This is a genomic window from Lentzea sp. NPDC036949 (assembly GCF_055608075.1).
Genome location: NZ_JBVJRA010000006.1, coordinates 237,536 through 252,410, shown reverse-complemented (window position 1 = coordinate 252,410; position 14,875 = coordinate 237,536). Strand labels below are relative to the sequence as shown.

Below are 14,875 nucleotides of genomic sequence, written 5' to 3'. Positions count from 1 at the left end.
TTTCCACTACCAACAGCGCCTGCGGCTGACCTGCGCACGCAGCCTGGTTCGGCGAGTGGCGACCATGTTGGTGGTGGTCAGCGGCGATTTGATCATGAGTTGGCAGTACTTGCAGATGCCGGCAGCAGCAGGGGGAGGTCAGTACGGGAAGTGGCCGTGGGAACCGGCGACGGTGACCCAGCGGGTCGCGGAGAACGCCTCCACGCCCCACCGGCCGCCGAACCGGCCGTAGCCGCTCGACTTCACCCCGCCGAACGGTGCCTGCGGCTCGTCGGCCACGGTCTGGTTGCCGACGTGCACGATGCCGGTGCGGATGCGGCGGGCCAGCGCGAGGCCGCGGCGGGTGTCCTCGGTGAGGATGCCCGCGGTGAGGCCGTGCTCGGTGTCGTTGGCGATGGCGACGGCCTCGTCGTCGTCGGCGACCGGCACGATGACGACGGCCGGGCCGAAGATCTCCTGGCGGAAGATCCGCATGTCCGGGGTGACCCGGTCGAGCACGATCGGTCCGGTGCCCTCGGTGCGCCGTCGGGCGCCCGCGGAGACCGCCTCCTCGACCAGCGCGGACACCCGGTCCGCGGAACGCCGGTTGATCACCGGGCCGAAGACGGTGCCGGGGTCGCTCGGGTCGCCGTGGGGGAGCGCGGCGAGCTTGGCGACGAAGCGGGTGGTGAACTCCTCGGCGATCGAGCGGTGGACGAGGACGCGGTCGGTCGACATGCAGATCTGCCCGGAGTTGTGGAACGAGCCGAACACGGCCGCGTTCACGGCGTGGTCGAGGTCGGCGTCCTCCAGCACCAGCAGGGCGTTCTTGCCGCCGAGCTCCAGCACCGCCGGCTTGAGGTGCTGGGCGGCCAGGGTGCCGACGGTGCGGCCGACCTCGGTGGAGCCGGTGAAGTTCACGGCGCGCACCCGCGGGTCGGTGATCAGCGCGGCAGCCACGTCGGCGGCGTCGGCGGGGTCGTTGGTGACGACGTTCAGCGCACCGGCGGGCAGCCCCGCCTCGTGCAGCACCTCGGCGATGAGCAGACCGGCGGTGATCGGGGCGTCCTCGCTGGGCTTGAGCACCACGGTGTTGCCGGCGGCGAGCGGGGCGGCGACGGCGCGGGTGCTGAGGATGACCGGCGCGTTCCACGGTGCGAAAGCGGCGACGACGCCGAGCGGTTCGCGCACCGCGAGCGACAGCTGGCCCGCGGTCTCGGTCGTGAGGACCTCGCCGACGGGCTGGGTGACGGCGGCCGCGGACTCGCGCAGCACGTTCGTCGCGAGCGCCACGTTGAAGCCGGCCCACCCGGCGACACCGCCGACCTCGGCGGCCATGACCCGCACGACGTCCGGTGCCCTGGCCTCCAGCAGGTCGGCCGCGCGCAGCAGGATCGCGCGCCGCGTGGCCGGGGAGGTCGCCGACCACTGCTCGAACGCCGCCTGGGCCGCGTCCACGGCACGGGTCACGTCGGCCGTGCCGGCCGCGGCCACCACGGCGAAGACGTCGCCGGTGTAGGGGTTGAGGTCCTCGGTCGTGCGGCCGTCCAGTGCCGGAACGCTCTCGCCGCCGATGAAGAGTTCACGCTTTTCGCTCGCCACAGCGCAGAGTAGAGCCGCAGGCGAGCTGATCATCCAACCCCGCTTTCCGGTGGGTGGAAACCGGACTCCATCGTCCGGGTGATGCCGCGGGCCGCGACCTGCAACGCCGCCACCAGCCGCCCCCGCACGCTGCGCAGGTCCGGCACCACGATCCCGAGCGCGGCCACGACCCCGCCGCGCACCTCGACCGGTACCCCCACCGAGCACGCGCCGAGCGTCATCTCCTCGAACGTCTGCGCGTACCCGTCCCGCCGGATGCGGTGCAGCTGCGCGCGCAACCGGGCCGGATCGACGATCGTGAACGCCGTGCACCGCGTCAGCCGATGCGCCAGCACCTCCTCCTGCACCTCCGCCGGCGCGTGCGCGAGCAACACCTTCCCGACGCCCGTGGCGTGCAACGGCAACCTGCTGCCCGTGGTGCTCACGATCGGCACCGACGCGTGCCCGGACACCCGGTCCAGGTACAGCACCTCCGCACCCTCGCGCACCGCCAGGTGCACCACGGCCCGCGTGGCCGCGTGGATGTCGTGCAGGAACGGCTCCGCGACCCGGCTCAGGTCCACCTCGCCCGCCGCCAGCAGGCCGAGCCGCCAGATCCGGCGCCCGATGACGTACTCCCCGGACGCGAGCCGCCGGACCGCGCCCCAGCCCTCCAGCTCGGCGAGCAGGCGGTGGGTGGTGCTGACCGGCAGGCCGCTGCGGCGTGCGATGCCGCTGAGGGTCTGGGCGCGGTGGCGGGTGTCGAAGGTGCCGAGCAGCGAGAGCAGCTTGGCGGAGACGGTGGCGCTCACGCCGGAATTCTGCCCCCTCCCCGCGACGGGCGCTCCGGGCTCAGGCGCCCACGCTCACCCGCACCGTGAACCCGTCGTCACCGCGTCCCATCGACACGTAGTTGCACGTCCGGTGCAGGATCCACAGCCCCAGGCCCGCCGTCTGCGTGGCCTCCGTCGGCATCAGCCCCACGAGCGGGTCGGACGGCCCCGTACCGTGGTCGGTCGTCGCGACCACCACCCGTGCCGCGTCCGCCCACAGCCGGAACCGGACCGGGCCGACGCCGTGGGTCAGTCCGTTCGTGATGATCTCGCTGGCCGCGTAGACCGCGTCGTGCGCGCTGTCCTCGTCGAGCCGGACGCCGGCGATGGCCGCGAGGACGGCACCGCGCACGGCGGACGGGGTCGGGTCGACGAGCTCGACCAGCGGCGGCGCCTGTTCGAGGACGTCGGGGCGTGGTGCGCTCAGCGGAGCGCCGTAGTGCGGGTTCGGCGTGCCCTGACCGGCGACGTTGGGGTGGGTGCTGGCGACGTCGGCCAGCACGTAGTCCGGGGTGGTCCTGGTGTCGTAGGGGCACAGGCCGTGGAGCGGGAACTCGGCGTAGGCACGGTTGACGGCGGCCTCGTAGCGGGCCCACCAGTCCCAGGGGGCGCCGACGCCGGGGTGGGGGACGTCGCCGACCACGTGGATGCCGGTGGCACCGGCGGACACGAGCTTCGCGCAGATCTCGCGGTAGCTCGCTATCGCGTCCGCGGGACGGGCGTACTGGTCGGCGGCGGGGAGGTAGGTCACGGCGTCGTCGCGGCCCAGTGCTCCGCGCAGCAGGGCCGTGTTGTCCTCCGCGCAGGCGACGAAGGTCGGGTGGCCCGCCCGCAGCCCGTCCTCCACGAACGGCACGGCGAGCGCCAGGAAGGTGTCTTCCGAGTCGTAGAGCGCGCACTCGTGGAAGAACCCCGCCGTCATCGGACGCACTCCACGTCTTCCAGCCCGAGGATGGACACCAGGCGTGCGAGGGCGGACTTCTCCGAGCGCAGCACGAGCGTCGCGGCGTGGGAGCGCGCGCAGTCGTGCAGGGCCAGCAGGCCGTGGTGGTCGATGAAGCGCAAGCCGGTCGCGTCGACGCGGAGCTCGCTGCGGTCCACCGGCGGTTCCGCGCGCAGCAGGGCCAGCGGCAGCAGCTCGCGGCTCGCGCGGTCGATCTCGCCGACGAGGGCCAGGCCGTCGGCGGTGGCGTGCAGGCGGAACGGGGCGCCGCGGGCGTTGCTGACCGGGTGCATCGACGCGAGCTGCTCGACGGTGCCGTCGGCGAGCTCCGGGCGGTGGTAGGCGCACATCGCGGAGAACGGCGAGCCGGTCATGTACCGGTCGATGAGGTGCTCGTAGCGGCAGAACGCGTCGAGCGAGGCCGGTGAGCTCACCAGCGCGGTGGCGTCCGCGGCCACCCGCAGGCCGGTGAAGCCGTCGGCCAGTGCGGCGCTGGTGGCCTCCGCATAGGCGGCGACCTGGTCGTTCGGTGACACGGTGGCACCGGAGCGGTACCGCGACTCGAGCGGGATCACCTCGGCGGAACCGTCGCGCAACGCGGCGGCCAGCACGGGGGACGACGCGAGGTGCCCGGCCAGCTCGCGGGCGTCGCCGCGGGCCACGTAGCAGGCGCGCTGGCCCCTGACGAGGCCGTCCACGAGGAACTCGGCCGCCCGTGCGCGGAAGTCGGTGAAGTCGTCGAACGACCAGCAGAGGTGGTCGCTCGTGCTCATCCCGACGACGACGTCGGTAACACCGGACGTGCGCATGGCGCCTGATCCTACGCGCAGCACGATCCTCCACCCTGGCGATCCTCCGGCCGGCCGGTCCGTGCGTGACGGCGCGCGCGGACCGGTCCTGCGCTACCGTCGTGAACCGGGTCCAGCAGACAGGCCGCGCTGCCCATCTGGAGGTTGCCACGTGCACACCGACGACCAAGCCCCCTGCAGCATCACGAGCGAGAGCGTGGGAGCCGCGGTCGTCGTGCACGTCGCGGGCGAGGTCGACCAGGTCACCGCCGACGACCTCTCCGACCGGCTGGGCGAGGTGGTGCGGCCGTCCGCGCCGGTGGTGCTCGACCTGACGGGGCTGCACTTCCTCGGGGCGTGCGGGATCAGGGTGCTGCTGGAACAGCACGAGCGGTGCGTGCGCGACGGCGGCTCGTTCGCCGTGGTCGCGACCAGTGCCGTGGTGCTGCGGCCGTTGCGGGTGCTGGAGCTGGAGGACGTGCTGAACGTGCGGCCCTCCGTGCCGGAGGCGTTGCGCCGCCAGGAAGTCCCGCTGGCCTGACAACGTCCACCGAGGAGGGTGCGGTGCCAGGCCCGGCGTGCGCGATGCCGCGGCGATGAGCCCTACAACATGGGCGGCATCAGCCGGTAGGACTCGGAGTAGTACTCGCCGCTGCGCCTGCGGTGGTCCTCGGGGTCGGCGTCCGCGTCGTACTCCGGCGCGTCCTTGATCTGCTGCCTGGTGCGGTCGACCCACACCTTGCGCTCGTCGTGGTCGACGCGCCGGACCGTGCCGACGGGCAGCACGACCTTGTGCCCGAAGATCCACGGCCCGGTGTCGACGAGCAGGCAGTCGCCGGGCACCTCCGCGTTGTCGTCGTGGACCTTGCCGATGCTGCCGTCGGTCGCCTCGACCTCGTAGCCGATCAGGCCGGTGTCCGGGCGGTGGGCCAGGTCGGTCGCGTCGTCGTCCTGCCCGAACCAGGACTGGTCGCGCCACACGAACGGGACGAACGGAATCGGTTGCATGTGGACCCTCCATCTCGTTGACGGGCTTCGGGTACCCGTTCGTGCTTAGGTGGTGAACATGACCGATGAGAACGTGCTGGGCCGCATCGACGAGCTGGTCGAGGAAGAGCACCGGCTGCGGGAGGCGCTGGCGGCCGGCGAGATCTCCTCCGAGGAGGAGCGCGCCCGGCTGCGCGCGCTGGAGGAGTCGCTCGACCAGTGCTGGGACCTGCTGCGCCGGCGCCGGACCGCGCGGTCGGCCGGTGGTGACCCCGACGACGTGCGGGCGCGGTCGGTGGGCGAGGTCGAGGGCTACCTGCAGTAGTCCCCGCGCTCACGGTGCGCGGTCGAGGACCGCCGCACCATCGCGACCTGCTCGACGCGGGACCCGGGGGTGCGGCGCGCCCCACGCGGCGCGCGGGGAGATCACTAGGCTCGGGAGCGTGCCGGACCGCCCCAGACCAGAGCAGGTGCAGACGCTCGACGAGCTGATCGCCGCGTTGCGCCTGTTGAAGGTGTGGGCGGGCAACCCGTCGCTGCGCCAGGTCGAGAAGCTGTCCGGGCTGGCGCGCAGCACGCTCGCGGACGCGTTGAGCCCCAAACGGAGGACAGCGCCCGCCGTCGACGTCTTCCGCGGCCTGCTCAGGGCGTTCGGCGTCACGGACACCGAGGGCTGGCTGGCCGCGTGGCGCCGGGTGCAGACCGGACCGGCCCCGCAACCGGTGGCGCGGGCCGTGGTGCCGCGGCAGCTGCCCGCGGTGGTGCCGGGGTTCACCGGGCGCGCCAAGGCGTTGAAGGAGCTGTCGGCGCTGCTGGAGGACGGCAGCCGGCTCGCGGTCGTGTGCGGCATCCCCGGCGTGGGCAAGACGGCGCTGGCCGTGCAGTGGGCGCACCAGGTGGCGAACCGCTTCCCGGACGGCCAGGTGCACCTGGACCTGCGCGGGTACTCGTCCGGGCCGCCGGTGACGCCGGACCAGGCGCTGGCGCTCGCGATCCGCGCGTTCGGCGTGCCCGGTGAGGACATCCCGTTGCAGCAGGACGCGATGGTCGGCATGTACCGGTCCATCACGTCCGACAAGCGCGCTCTGCTCGTCGTGGACAACGCGCCGAGTGCCGCGCACGTGCGTCCGCTGGTGCCGGGCGGGTCCGGGTGCATGACGCTCGTGACGAGCCGGGACCGGATGGCCGGGCTCGTGGCGCGGGAGGGCGCGCACCGGCTGGAGCTGGGCGTGCTCACGCCCGAGGAGGCCCCGGCGGTCGTGATCGGCGTGCTGGGCCCGGAACGGGTGCTGCGCGAGGAGGACGCGGTCGAGGAGCTGGTCCGGTTGTGCGGGCACCTGCCGCTCGCGTTGCGGATCGCGGCGGCGAACCTGGCCGACCGTCCACACCAGACGATCGCGGACCACGTCGCCGAGCTGCTGGCCGGTGACCGGCTCGGCGCGTTCGAGATCGAGGGCGACACGGACGCGGCGGTGCGCACGGCGTTCGGGCACTCGTACGCGGCGCTGGACCCGCTCGCCAGGACGTTGTTCCGCCGCGCGGGTTTCGTGCCCGGCCCCGAGCTGTCCACGCGGGCGTGCGCGGTGCTGCTCGACCGGTCGGAGGCGGAGACGGCGCCCGTGCTGCGTGCGCTCGTCGGCGCGCACCTGGTGGAGGCCAGGACGGTGGACCGGTACGGGCTGCACGACCTGCTGCGGTTGTACGGCCGTGACCGGTGCGCCGCCGAGGAGACCGCGGCCGCCACCGCGGCGGCGGTCGAGCGGTTCTACGCGCACCTGCTGGACGCGTCGGTCGCGGCCGCCCGCGCGGTGCGGCCGGACTTCCTGGTGCTGTCCGACGTGGAGCCGCGGCAGGCGTTCGCCACGGCGGCCGACGCGCTGCGCTGGTTCGACGCCGAACGCGCCACGCTCGTGACCGCCGTCGAGAAGGCCGTCGAGCTCGGGCAGGCGCCGATGGCGTGGTTGCTCACCGACGCGCTGCGCGGCTGCTACTGGCTGCGCCGGCACACCGCGGAGTGGCTGGCCGTGGCACGGGCCGGGTTCGCCGCCGCCGACCGGCTCGGCGACGCGCGGGCGACCGCGGCGATGCAGCTGTCGCTCGGCACCGCCCAGTGGAGCGCGGGCGAGCTGCGCGTGGCCGCGGAGCACTTCGAGCGGGCCGTCGCGGCGAGCCGGGTGGCCGGCGACCGGTACCGCGAGCTCAGCACGCTCGGCAACCTCGGCGGCGTGCACTCCGAGCTGGGCGCGCTCACCGAGGCGGCCGACTGCTACACCCGCGAGCTGGCCTTCTACACCGAGATCGGCGACTCGGCCCGGCGGGCCCGCGCGCTGGGCAACCTCGGCCTCGCCCAGCTGCGCCTGGGCGCGCTCGCCGACGCGGCCGCCCACCTGCGCGCGGCCGTGGAGCTGCGCGAGTCGATCGGAGAGACCCGGTCGGCGGCGAACTCGCTGGGAGCGCTCGGCATCGTGCACCGGTACCTGGGCGAGACCGGCCAGGCCGTGGTCCACCTGTGCCGTGCCCGGCAGCTCAACCACGACCACCAGGACCGCGTCGGCGAGGCGGCGGCCCTCGACGACCTGGCCCGCGTGCACCGCGACGCCGGCCGTCCCGAGGAGGCCCTGCGGTGCGCGGAACAGGCGCTCTCGCTGGCGTCGGGCCGGGTGGAGATCGACGCGCGGATCACCGTCGCCGCCATCCGCGGCCGCCGCGACGACCTGCTGCGCGCGTCCCGGCAGGCGGCGGCCGCCGGGTACGGCCACGGCATGGCGGACGCACTCGTCGAGCTGGCCTGGCTGGAGCTCGCGGCCGGTGACCGCCCGGCCGCCGCGACCGCCGCCGCGCAGGCCCGCGACCACGCCGCCGCGACCGGCCAGCGAATCCTGGAGGGGCTGGCGCTGACCGCGGTGTGCGCGGCGGAGGGGTCGGTCGAGGCCGGCGAGGCCGCCGTGGCGGTGCTGGAGGGCGCCGGGTACCGGCTGGGCCTGGCGCGAGCACTGCTGCACCTGGGACTCGCATCGGACGACGGCGTGGCGGCGTGGCAGCGCGCGTTGGACATCTTCGAGTCCGTCGGCAGCGACGAAGCCGCACGCGTGCGATCACTGCTCGGTGTCCGGGATCGTCCGAACGGCTTGTGATCGCGGCACGGCGCTTGGTAGATCAACACGCACAAGGGGGAACCATGATGAAGCTGAGTGTGTCCGTGGCCGCTGCGGTGGTGGCCGGACTGTGCTCCACAGCGCCCGCGCAGGCTGGTTGCGATCCCGTGCACGACCCGGGAACCGGTTGTTCGACCACGTTCCAGATCGACCTGTACCACGTCCTGCCCGGCGCCAGCGCCGTGGCGAAGGGCACGTTCATCGACAAGACACCGCACATCAAGGCGCCGTCGTACATCGAGGACACCGCGGACGACGGCATGGCCGCCCACCTGTGGGTCCGGTACTTCAAGATCGTTCCGGGTGGCACGCAGGAGGTGGTGAAGTCGATCGCGAGCGCGTCGGGCATGGGCACCTCCGCCACCGTCGAGTGGCTCTCGGCCGACCAGATGCACCGGTTCTGGTTGCGGGTCTGCGTCGGCGAGGGCGAGGCCGGCTGCACGCCCTGGTACCTGTGACGGTTGTCCGGATCCGTCCGGTGTCGTCCGCGGCCCTTCCGGGGTGAGGGCGCGCCGGGCGAGGATCGAGGAGCACGACCTGGTGCCGGTCGCCGCTGGGGGTGGCGACCGGCGCCTCGACGGGTGCGGCGCCTCGACCGGTGCGGTTCGCCGCCCGTGGCATCGCGCCCAAGCCTCTGCCGGCATCTGCGAGTACCACCAACTCAAGGTCAACAGGCACTTTTCCACTACCAACAGCGCCCCCGGTCACCTGCGGGCCCGCAGTCTGGTTCGCGGGACGGCGAACAGGTTGGTGGTGGTCAGCGGCGATTTGATCAAGGGTTGGTGGTACTTGCAGATGCCATGGCAGCAAGGGGGAGAGGTTAGCGGGGGCGGAAGATGAGCCACCGCATGGCGCTGTACATGAACGCTGCTTCGCAGATCCCGGCGACGATTCGGGAGAGGTGGTACTGGACGCCGAGAGCGGTCAGCGCGCTGCCGGCGCCGAGGATGAACGCCAGGTAGTTGACGAGGACCGCCACCGCGTAGAGACCGGCCTGCGGGCCGACCGGGGCGTGCGAGCGGAAGTTCAGCGCTCGGTTGAGCACGAAGCTCAGGCCGAACGCGATGACGTAGGCGACGGTGAACGCCACCGGTACCGGCCAGCCCAGGCCGGAGCGGAACAGGGTGAGCAGCAGCAGGTCGACGCCGAACGTGCAGCCGTTGATGAGCGCGAACCCGAGGAGGCTGGGCGGGACGAGCCGGGACAGGCCGAACGGCAGGTGGCGGACCACCGCGGCCGTCCAGGCGTGGAACCGCTGTCCCGGGTCGGTGCGCTGGTCGTTCAGGGTGTGCCCGCCGGTCATGGCACGACGGTGCCACGACCGGGAGCGCGGAGACCGGCGAAACGCCGGTGTGTTCAGCCGGTGTTCGGGCGATCTTCACGTGACCGATCGCGTGAGAGCGACCCCAGGTCCATTGTCGATGATGAGAACGCGGCTGTGTCGGCCCAACCACGGTCGAGTTCGACGGCACACCGCAGGCGAACATCGCGCGCTGTCAAGGACCTCGGTCCGTCCGCGCCCGTTCTTCCTTGCGCTCCAACGATCCTGACCAGCACCGACAGCGGTCCCACCGATCAGCGGCCGTGGTCCGCGGCGCCGCGCCCGCTATCCGCAGTGGACCCGGATGTGCATGATGGGAACCATGGTTGAGCTGCTCGAAGGAGGTGCGCCTGTCCTGACGACAGGACAACGGCTGCGCGACGTGCAGCGCGCGATGTTCGACTGCCTGGCGGAGCGGGGCATCGACGGTCTGCTGGCCCTCTTCACCGGGGCGACCGGCGAACCCTGTGCCCTCATCAGGCTTCCCGACCAGGTGATCGCGAGCTCGCCACCGGGGTTCCGGTGGCCACCCGACGACGCGGACGGCGCACAACTGCTGCCCATCAACGCCGACGTGCCGCACGCGTTGTTCGCCACCGGCCGCACGTCGTTCGCCGACGACCTCGCGGGCCACGTCGCCGGACTGGTCCGGCTCGAGCTCGCCCGCGTGCAGGCGCTGCGGGCCGGCCGGCGCGAGCTGACCGGGCAGGTGATCGAGGACCTGGTGCGGTCCGCCATCTCCTCCAGCGAGGCGGCGCGCAGGCTCACCGCGGCGGGTGTCGACCCGGCCGCGACGCACAGCGTGCTGCTGGTGACCGACGCACCGGTCGAGCTCGACGACCTCACCGACGTCGTCGTCGCCCGCGTCGGACCGTACGAAGCCGTTGTGCTGGAAGGGAACCGGTCACCGCACGAGCTCACCCGGCTGCTGGCCAAGAGCGCCACGTCGGTCGGTGTCGGCGGGCCCTACCGCGGTGTGCACGGGCTGCGCTGGGCGTTCCTGGAGGCGCAGGAGGCCGTCAGCAGGGGACCGGGCGTGCACGAGGGTCGGGTGATCGACATGCCGCGCCTGCTCATGTCGAACCCCGACCTCCCCGTGCGCGAGGTGGCCCGCAAGGTGCTCCAGCCGCTGCTCGCGTTCGACGCCGACCACGGCGGGCAGCTGATGCGGACCCTGGAGGTGTTCCTCGCCACCGGCGGCTCACCGCAGCTGGCCGCCAAGGAGTTGTTCGTGCACCGCAACACCGTGCGCTACCGGCTGGAGCAGATCGAGCGCGTCACGGGCCTCTCCCTCAGCTCGGTCGAGGCCCGTGTCAACCTCTGGCTCGCGATGCGCGCTGTCACCTGACGGGCGTCACCGGCGGCTCAGCGGCCGCATGTCGGTCCACAGCTCGTCGATGCGCGCGAGGCACTCGGCCCGCGTGCCCGGCTCACCGACCACGCGCCACCCGGCGGGCGGCTGGGCGGTGGCAGGCCACACCGAGTACTGCTCCTCGGCGTTCACCACAACGGTCGTGTCCATTGCGCAATCCCTTCTCAGACCAAGACACCCAGCTCGTCCGACACCGCCGTCAGCACGTCGCGCCACCCGTCGTCGGAGAACAGGTGCGCGCCCTGGACCTGCCGCAGCAGGAACGGACCCGTCGTGCCGACGGCCCACTGCGCCATGTCCTCGGCGCTGACCATCGGGTCCCGCCGGCCGTGGAACGCCGTCAGCGGGCACGTGAGCGGCTCGCCGTCGCGGTCCAGGTAGCCGTCCGCGATGCGCAGGTCGGCGCGCACCAACGGGAGCAGCATCTCCATCAGGTCCTCGTCGGCCATGACCTCCTCCGCGAGCCCGAGGTCGGCGAGCGTCGCCCGCAGCGCCGGCTCGTCCAGCGTGCCCAGCACCGGCATCGGCACGTCCGGCAGCGGCGGGTTGCAGCTCGCCGCGAACACGTGCACCGGCTCCGTCCCGAGCTCGCGCCGCATCCGCCGCGCCAGCTCGAACGCGAGCACCGCGCCCATGCTGTGCCCGAAGAACGCGAACGGCCGGTCCGCGACCGCCTTCACCGGTTCGGTCAGCGCGTCCACGAGCAGGTCGAGTGACGTGAAGGGCTCCTCACGCCACCGTTCCGCGCGGCCGGGGAGCCGGGCCGCCAGCACCTCGACCCCCGGCGGCACCGACCGTTCCCAGCCGCGGAACACCGACGCCGACCCGCCCGCGTACGGGAAGCAGATCAGCCGGACCGCGCCGTCTCCTGGTTCCGGGAACCAGGTCACGACGCCCAGACCTCGAGCGGGAGGTGCCGGATGCCGAGGGCGAAGTTGGAGTGCAGCTTCTCGACCTCGCCGGCGAGCCGGAACCGCAGGCCCCGCTTGACCATCTCGCCCAGCAGCAGCTCCATCTCCAGCCTGGCCACCACGGCGCCGATGCAGTGGTGCCGGCCGAGACCGAACGTGAGGTGCTTGTTGGGGTTGCGGGTGATGTCGAAGACGTCGCCGTCGGGGAAGACGTCCTCGTCGCGGTTGGCCGAGGAGTTCCACAGCGTGACCGCGTCGCCCTCCTTGACCTCCTGGCCGCGGATCACGATGTCCCGTGTGATGTGCCGCTGCACGTACGTGTTCGTCGCGGTCCAGCGGAACAGCTCCTCCATCGCCGTCGGCAGCAGCTCCGGGTGCGCGAGCAGCTGCTCGTAGGCGTCGGGGTGCTCCAGGAACGTCATGACGCTGTACGACGAGGTGTGCGCGGTGGTCTCGTTGCCGCCGACCGCGACGTTCATGCAGTTGTAGAGGATCTCCGACTCGCTCATCGGCTCGCCGTTGACCTCCGCCTGCGTGAGCAGGCTGATGAGGTCGTCGCCCGGGTTCTCCCTGCGTTCCTCGATCAGGTCGTAGAAGAACTCGAAGATGTCGACCTGCGCGCGGATCAGCGTCTGCGCGGCGGTCGCGTCACCGCGGTACTCGCTGTCGCGAAACCCGATCATGGTGCGGGTCAGGCGCTGCAGCATGGACGCCTTGTCCAGCGGCAGCTCCATCGTGCCCAGCAGCACGCCGGTGGGCAGCGCCAGCGAGATCTCGGTGGCCCAGTCGCCACCGCCGTCCGCGATCATCTTGTCCAGCGCTGCGTTGACCGTCGCCGTGACGCCCTCGCGGGCCTTGTCCATCTTCAACGGGTTGAAGCCCGCGTTGTGCACGGACCGGCGCAGGTGCTGGTGGCGCGGCGGGTCGGTGGCGATCAGCATCTGCCCGCTGGCCGTGTCGGTCTGGCTGCGGTACGAGCCGCCGAGCATGGTGCCCTTGGACGAGCTGTAGACCTCGGTGTTCAGGTAGGCCTCTGCCACGTCGTCGTACTTCGTCAGCGCCCAGAAACCGCCGTCGGCCGTCGGGTTCCAGTAGACGGGTGCGTTGTGCCGCAACCACTTGTACGCCTCGATCGGGTCACCGTCGGCGAACAGCTCGGTGCCGCCGAGGTCGATCTGGGTCGTCGTCACTTGGCCTCCTCGATCACGCGGGCCAGGCCGCGCAGGGTGCTGTGCTCGAACAGGACGCCGGCGTCGACCTTGATGCCGTACTCGCGCGAGATGGCGCTGCGTGCGCGGAACGCGAGCAGCGAGTGGCCGCCCAGGTCGAAGAAGTCGTCCTCCGCACCCACGTCCTCGATGTTGAGCAGGCGTTCCCACAACGCGACCAGCCACCGCTCGGTGTCGGTCTCCGGCTCGACGCGGCGCGCGAGGCGTTGCACGGCCTTGCCGCGCAGCTCGGCCAGTGCGTCCCGGTCGCGCTTGCCGTTCGACGTCAGCGGCATCTGCTGGATCACCGTGAACGACGCCGGGACCATGTGCGGCGGGAGCTTGGCGGTGACGAACTCCTTGAGCTCCACCGTGGACAGGTCGTCGCTGGCCGGGACCACGAACGCGGCCAGCCTGCGGTCGCCGTCGAACTCCTCGACCAGCACGGCGGCCTGCCGCACCTGCGGGTGCGCGAAGATCCCCTGCTCCACCTCGGCCGGCTCGACCCGGTGGCCGCGGATCTTGTGCTGCCCGTCGAGGCGGCCCAGGAACTCCAGCTGCCCCTGCTCGTTCTCCCTGACCCGGTCGCCGGTCGTGTAGACGCGGGTGCCGGCGGCGCCGAACGGGTTGGGCACGAACCGCTCCGCGGTCAGCCGCGGCGGCCCGAAGTAGCCCCTGGCCACGCCGACGCCGCCGACGAGCAGCTCGCCCGCCTCACCGCGCTGGACCGGCTGCCTGTTCTCGTCGACCACGTAGGTCTCGTAGCCGTCGATCGCGGTGCCGATCGGGATGGAACCGGTGTCGTCGGGGACCTCGGTGATCCGGAACGCCGTCGCCGCCGTCGTGATCTCGCTGGGCCCGTAGAGGTTGTAGAAGTCGCCCTTGAACTTGCCGCCCAGGATCGCCCGGCAGGTCGCGGGCAGGATCACGTCGCCGCCGCTGCACAGGTGCTTGAGCGAGGCGAACGTGTTGCGGTCGACCCGGCAGACCTCGTTCAGCACGGTCGCCGGCACCAGCATCATGGACACCTTGCGGCGCTTGAGCTCCCGCTGCAGGTCCGTGGGCAGCAGCGAGCCCATCCGCGGCAGCACGACGACCTCGGCGCCGACCGCGAGCGCGGACCACACCTCCAGCGTGATGCCGTCGAAGGACACGCTGGAGATCTGCCCGACCTTGTCGTCCTGGGTGAGCTTGGGCAGGCTGGGGTTGACCGCGAGCGCCGCGATGTTGCGGTGCTCGAACACGATCCCCTTCGGCTCGCCCGTCGACCCGGACGTGTACAGCACGCACGCCGCGTCCTCGGGGATGAGCCGGGTGCCGGCCGGTTCCGCGTCGCCGGTCCGGTCGATGCTCCACTCGACGGCCTCGACGCCGTCGGGGAGCCGGGTGCCGGACTGGGTGATGACGAGCTTCACGCCGCCGTCGCGCAGCATGACGTCCCGCCGCTGCGCCGGGTAGTTGGAGTCGATCGACAGGTACGCGCCGCCCGCCTTCGCGACCGCCAGCATGGCGACCACGACCAGCGCGCCCCTGTCGAGCAGGATGCCGACGTTGTCGCCGACCTGGACCCCTTTGCCGGCCAACACGTCCGCCAGCAGGTCCGAGCGCGCGTCCAGTTCGGCGTAGGTGAGGGTGGTGTCGTCGTCGCTCACCGCGGGCCGGTCGCCGTGGCGGGCGCGGCTGGCCGCGAAGAGCTCAGGGAGAGTGAGGGTGGAGTCCATCGCATCCTTCCAAGCCTGTTCGTCCAAACAGGACAGCTGGTGGTGCTGGTCCTACCCTCTCGACGCTATTGGGGCC

Annotated in this window: 15 protein-coding genes; 5 read left to right on the top strand and 10 right to left on the bottom strand. The window is 72.3% G+C overall.

The genetic code is table 11. The annotated features are described in order from the left end of the window. Positions 1 to 138 precede the first annotated feature (138 nt). From ACZ7CD_RS19040 to ACZ7CD_RS19025, 4 genes are read right to left on the bottom strand one after another with little or no spacing between them, the layout of a single operon-like run. Positions 139 to 1,581, bottom strand: a complete 1,443-nt coding sequence (locus ACZ7CD_RS19040) for an aldehyde dehydrogenase family protein (protein WP_470379372.1) — start codon at positions 1,579 to 1,581, stop codon at positions 139 to 141. Between the two features lie 29 nt (positions 1,582 to 1,610). Beyond that, a complete protein-coding gene (locus tag ACZ7CD_RS19035; protein ID WP_470379371.1) occupies positions 1,611 to 2,372 on the bottom strand; it encodes an IclR family transcriptional regulator in 762 nt (253 codons plus the stop codon). Between the two features lie 40 nt (positions 2,373 to 2,412). Continuing rightward, positions 2,413 to 3,315, bottom strand: coding sequence for a sensor histidine kinase (locus ACZ7CD_RS19030; protein ID WP_360389740.1), 903 nt, complete (start codon positions 3,313 to 3,315; stop codon positions 2,413 to 2,415). After that, positions 3,312 to 4,169: an MEDS domain-containing protein gene (locus ACZ7CD_RS19025; protein ID WP_360389737.1), complete on the bottom strand. Its 858-nt coding sequence runs from the start codon at positions 4,167 to 4,169 to the stop codon at positions 3,312 to 3,314. Before ACZ7CD_RS19025 ends, ACZ7CD_RS19030 begins: the two co-directional genes overlap by 4 nt. A gap of 127 nt (positions 4,170 to 4,296) precedes the next feature. Between ACZ7CD_RS19025 and ACZ7CD_RS19020 the strand changes: the two genes are divergently transcribed. Next, the gene (locus ACZ7CD_RS19020) at positions 4,297 to 4,665 is read left to right on the top strand and encodes an STAS domain-containing protein (protein ID WP_360389734.1); all 369 of its coding nucleotides are present in this window, start codon (positions 4,297 to 4,299) and stop codon (positions 4,663 to 4,665) included. A 62-nt stretch (positions 4,666 to 4,727) separates the two neighbouring features. On the opposite strand, the gene ACZ7CD_RS19015 is transcribed toward ACZ7CD_RS19020, so the two are convergent. Then, positions 4,728 to 5,132, bottom strand: coding sequence for a PRC-barrel domain containing protein (locus ACZ7CD_RS19015; protein ID WP_360389731.1), 405 nt, complete (start codon positions 5,130 to 5,132; stop codon positions 4,728 to 4,730). 58 nt (positions 5,133 to 5,190) lie between these two features. Between ACZ7CD_RS19015 and ACZ7CD_RS19010 the strand changes: the two genes are divergently transcribed. The 3 genes from ACZ7CD_RS19010 to ACZ7CD_RS19000 all read left to right on the top strand — a co-directional run bounded on the left by ACZ7CD_RS19010 (position 5,191) and on the right by ACZ7CD_RS19000 (position 8,724). Further along, complete coding sequence (locus tag ACZ7CD_RS19010) at positions 5,191 to 5,436, top strand: DUF2630 family protein (RefSeq protein ID WP_360389728.1); 246 nt, start codon at positions 5,191 to 5,193, stop codon at positions 5,434 to 5,436. Positions 5,437 to 5,554: 118 nt separating this feature from the next. Continuing rightward, positions 5,555 to 8,245 (top strand): ATP-binding protein, encoded by a 2,691-nt coding sequence (locus ACZ7CD_RS19005; protein WP_470379370.1) that lies wholly within the window; start codon positions 5,555 to 5,557, stop codon positions 8,243 to 8,245. 44 nt (positions 8,246 to 8,289) lie between these two features. Then, on the top strand, positions 8,290 to 8,724 hold the full coding sequence (locus tag ACZ7CD_RS19000) for a hypothetical protein (protein WP_470373592.1): 435 nt from the start codon (positions 8,290 to 8,292) through the stop codon (positions 8,722 to 8,724). 362 nt (positions 8,725 to 9,086) lie between these two features. Here the strand turns inward: ACZ7CD_RS19000 and ACZ7CD_RS18995 are convergent, their stop codons facing one another. After that, positions 9,087 to 9,569: a GtrA family protein gene (locus tag ACZ7CD_RS18995; protein WP_470379369.1), complete on the bottom strand. Its 483-nt coding sequence runs from the start codon at positions 9,567 to 9,569 to the stop codon at positions 9,087 to 9,089. A gap of 340 nt (positions 9,570 to 9,909) precedes the next feature. Between ACZ7CD_RS18995 and ACZ7CD_RS18990 the strand changes: the two genes are divergently transcribed. Continuing rightward, a complete protein-coding gene (locus tag ACZ7CD_RS18990; protein WP_470379368.1) occupies positions 9,910 to 10,935 on the top strand; it encodes a PucR family transcriptional regulator in 1,026 nt (341 codons plus the stop codon). 6 nt (positions 10,936 to 10,941) lie between these two features. Here ACZ7CD_RS18990 and ACZ7CD_RS18985 read toward each other — a convergent pair whose 3' ends face one another. Genes ACZ7CD_RS18985 through ACZ7CD_RS18970 form a run of 4 tightly spaced genes read right to left on the bottom strand, consistent with a single transcriptional unit; the run spans position 10,942 to position 14,799 of the window. Then, positions 10,942 to 11,109, bottom strand: coding sequence for an MbtH family protein (locus ACZ7CD_RS18985; RefSeq protein ID WP_063798670.1), 168 nt, complete (start codon positions 11,107 to 11,109; stop codon positions 10,942 to 10,944). Positions 11,110 to 11,123: 14 nt separating this feature from the next. After that, the gene (locus ACZ7CD_RS18980) at positions 11,124 to 11,849 is read right to left on the bottom strand and encodes a thioesterase II family protein (protein WP_360389713.1); all 726 of its coding nucleotides are present in this window, start codon (positions 11,847 to 11,849) and stop codon (positions 11,124 to 11,126) included. Then, positions 11,846 to 13,060: a cytochrome P450 gene (locus ACZ7CD_RS18975; protein WP_470370368.1), complete on the bottom strand. Its 1,215-nt coding sequence runs from the start codon at positions 13,058 to 13,060 to the stop codon at positions 11,846 to 11,848. Before ACZ7CD_RS18975 ends, ACZ7CD_RS18980 begins: the two co-directional genes overlap by 4 nt. Then, entirely contained in the window at positions 13,057 to 14,799 is a 1,743-nt protein-coding gene (locus ACZ7CD_RS18970; protein ID WP_470370369.1) for a non-ribosomal peptide synthetase, read from the bottom strand. Before ACZ7CD_RS18970 ends, ACZ7CD_RS18975 begins: the two co-directional genes overlap by 4 nt. Positions 14,800 to 14,875 lie beyond the last annotated feature (76 nt).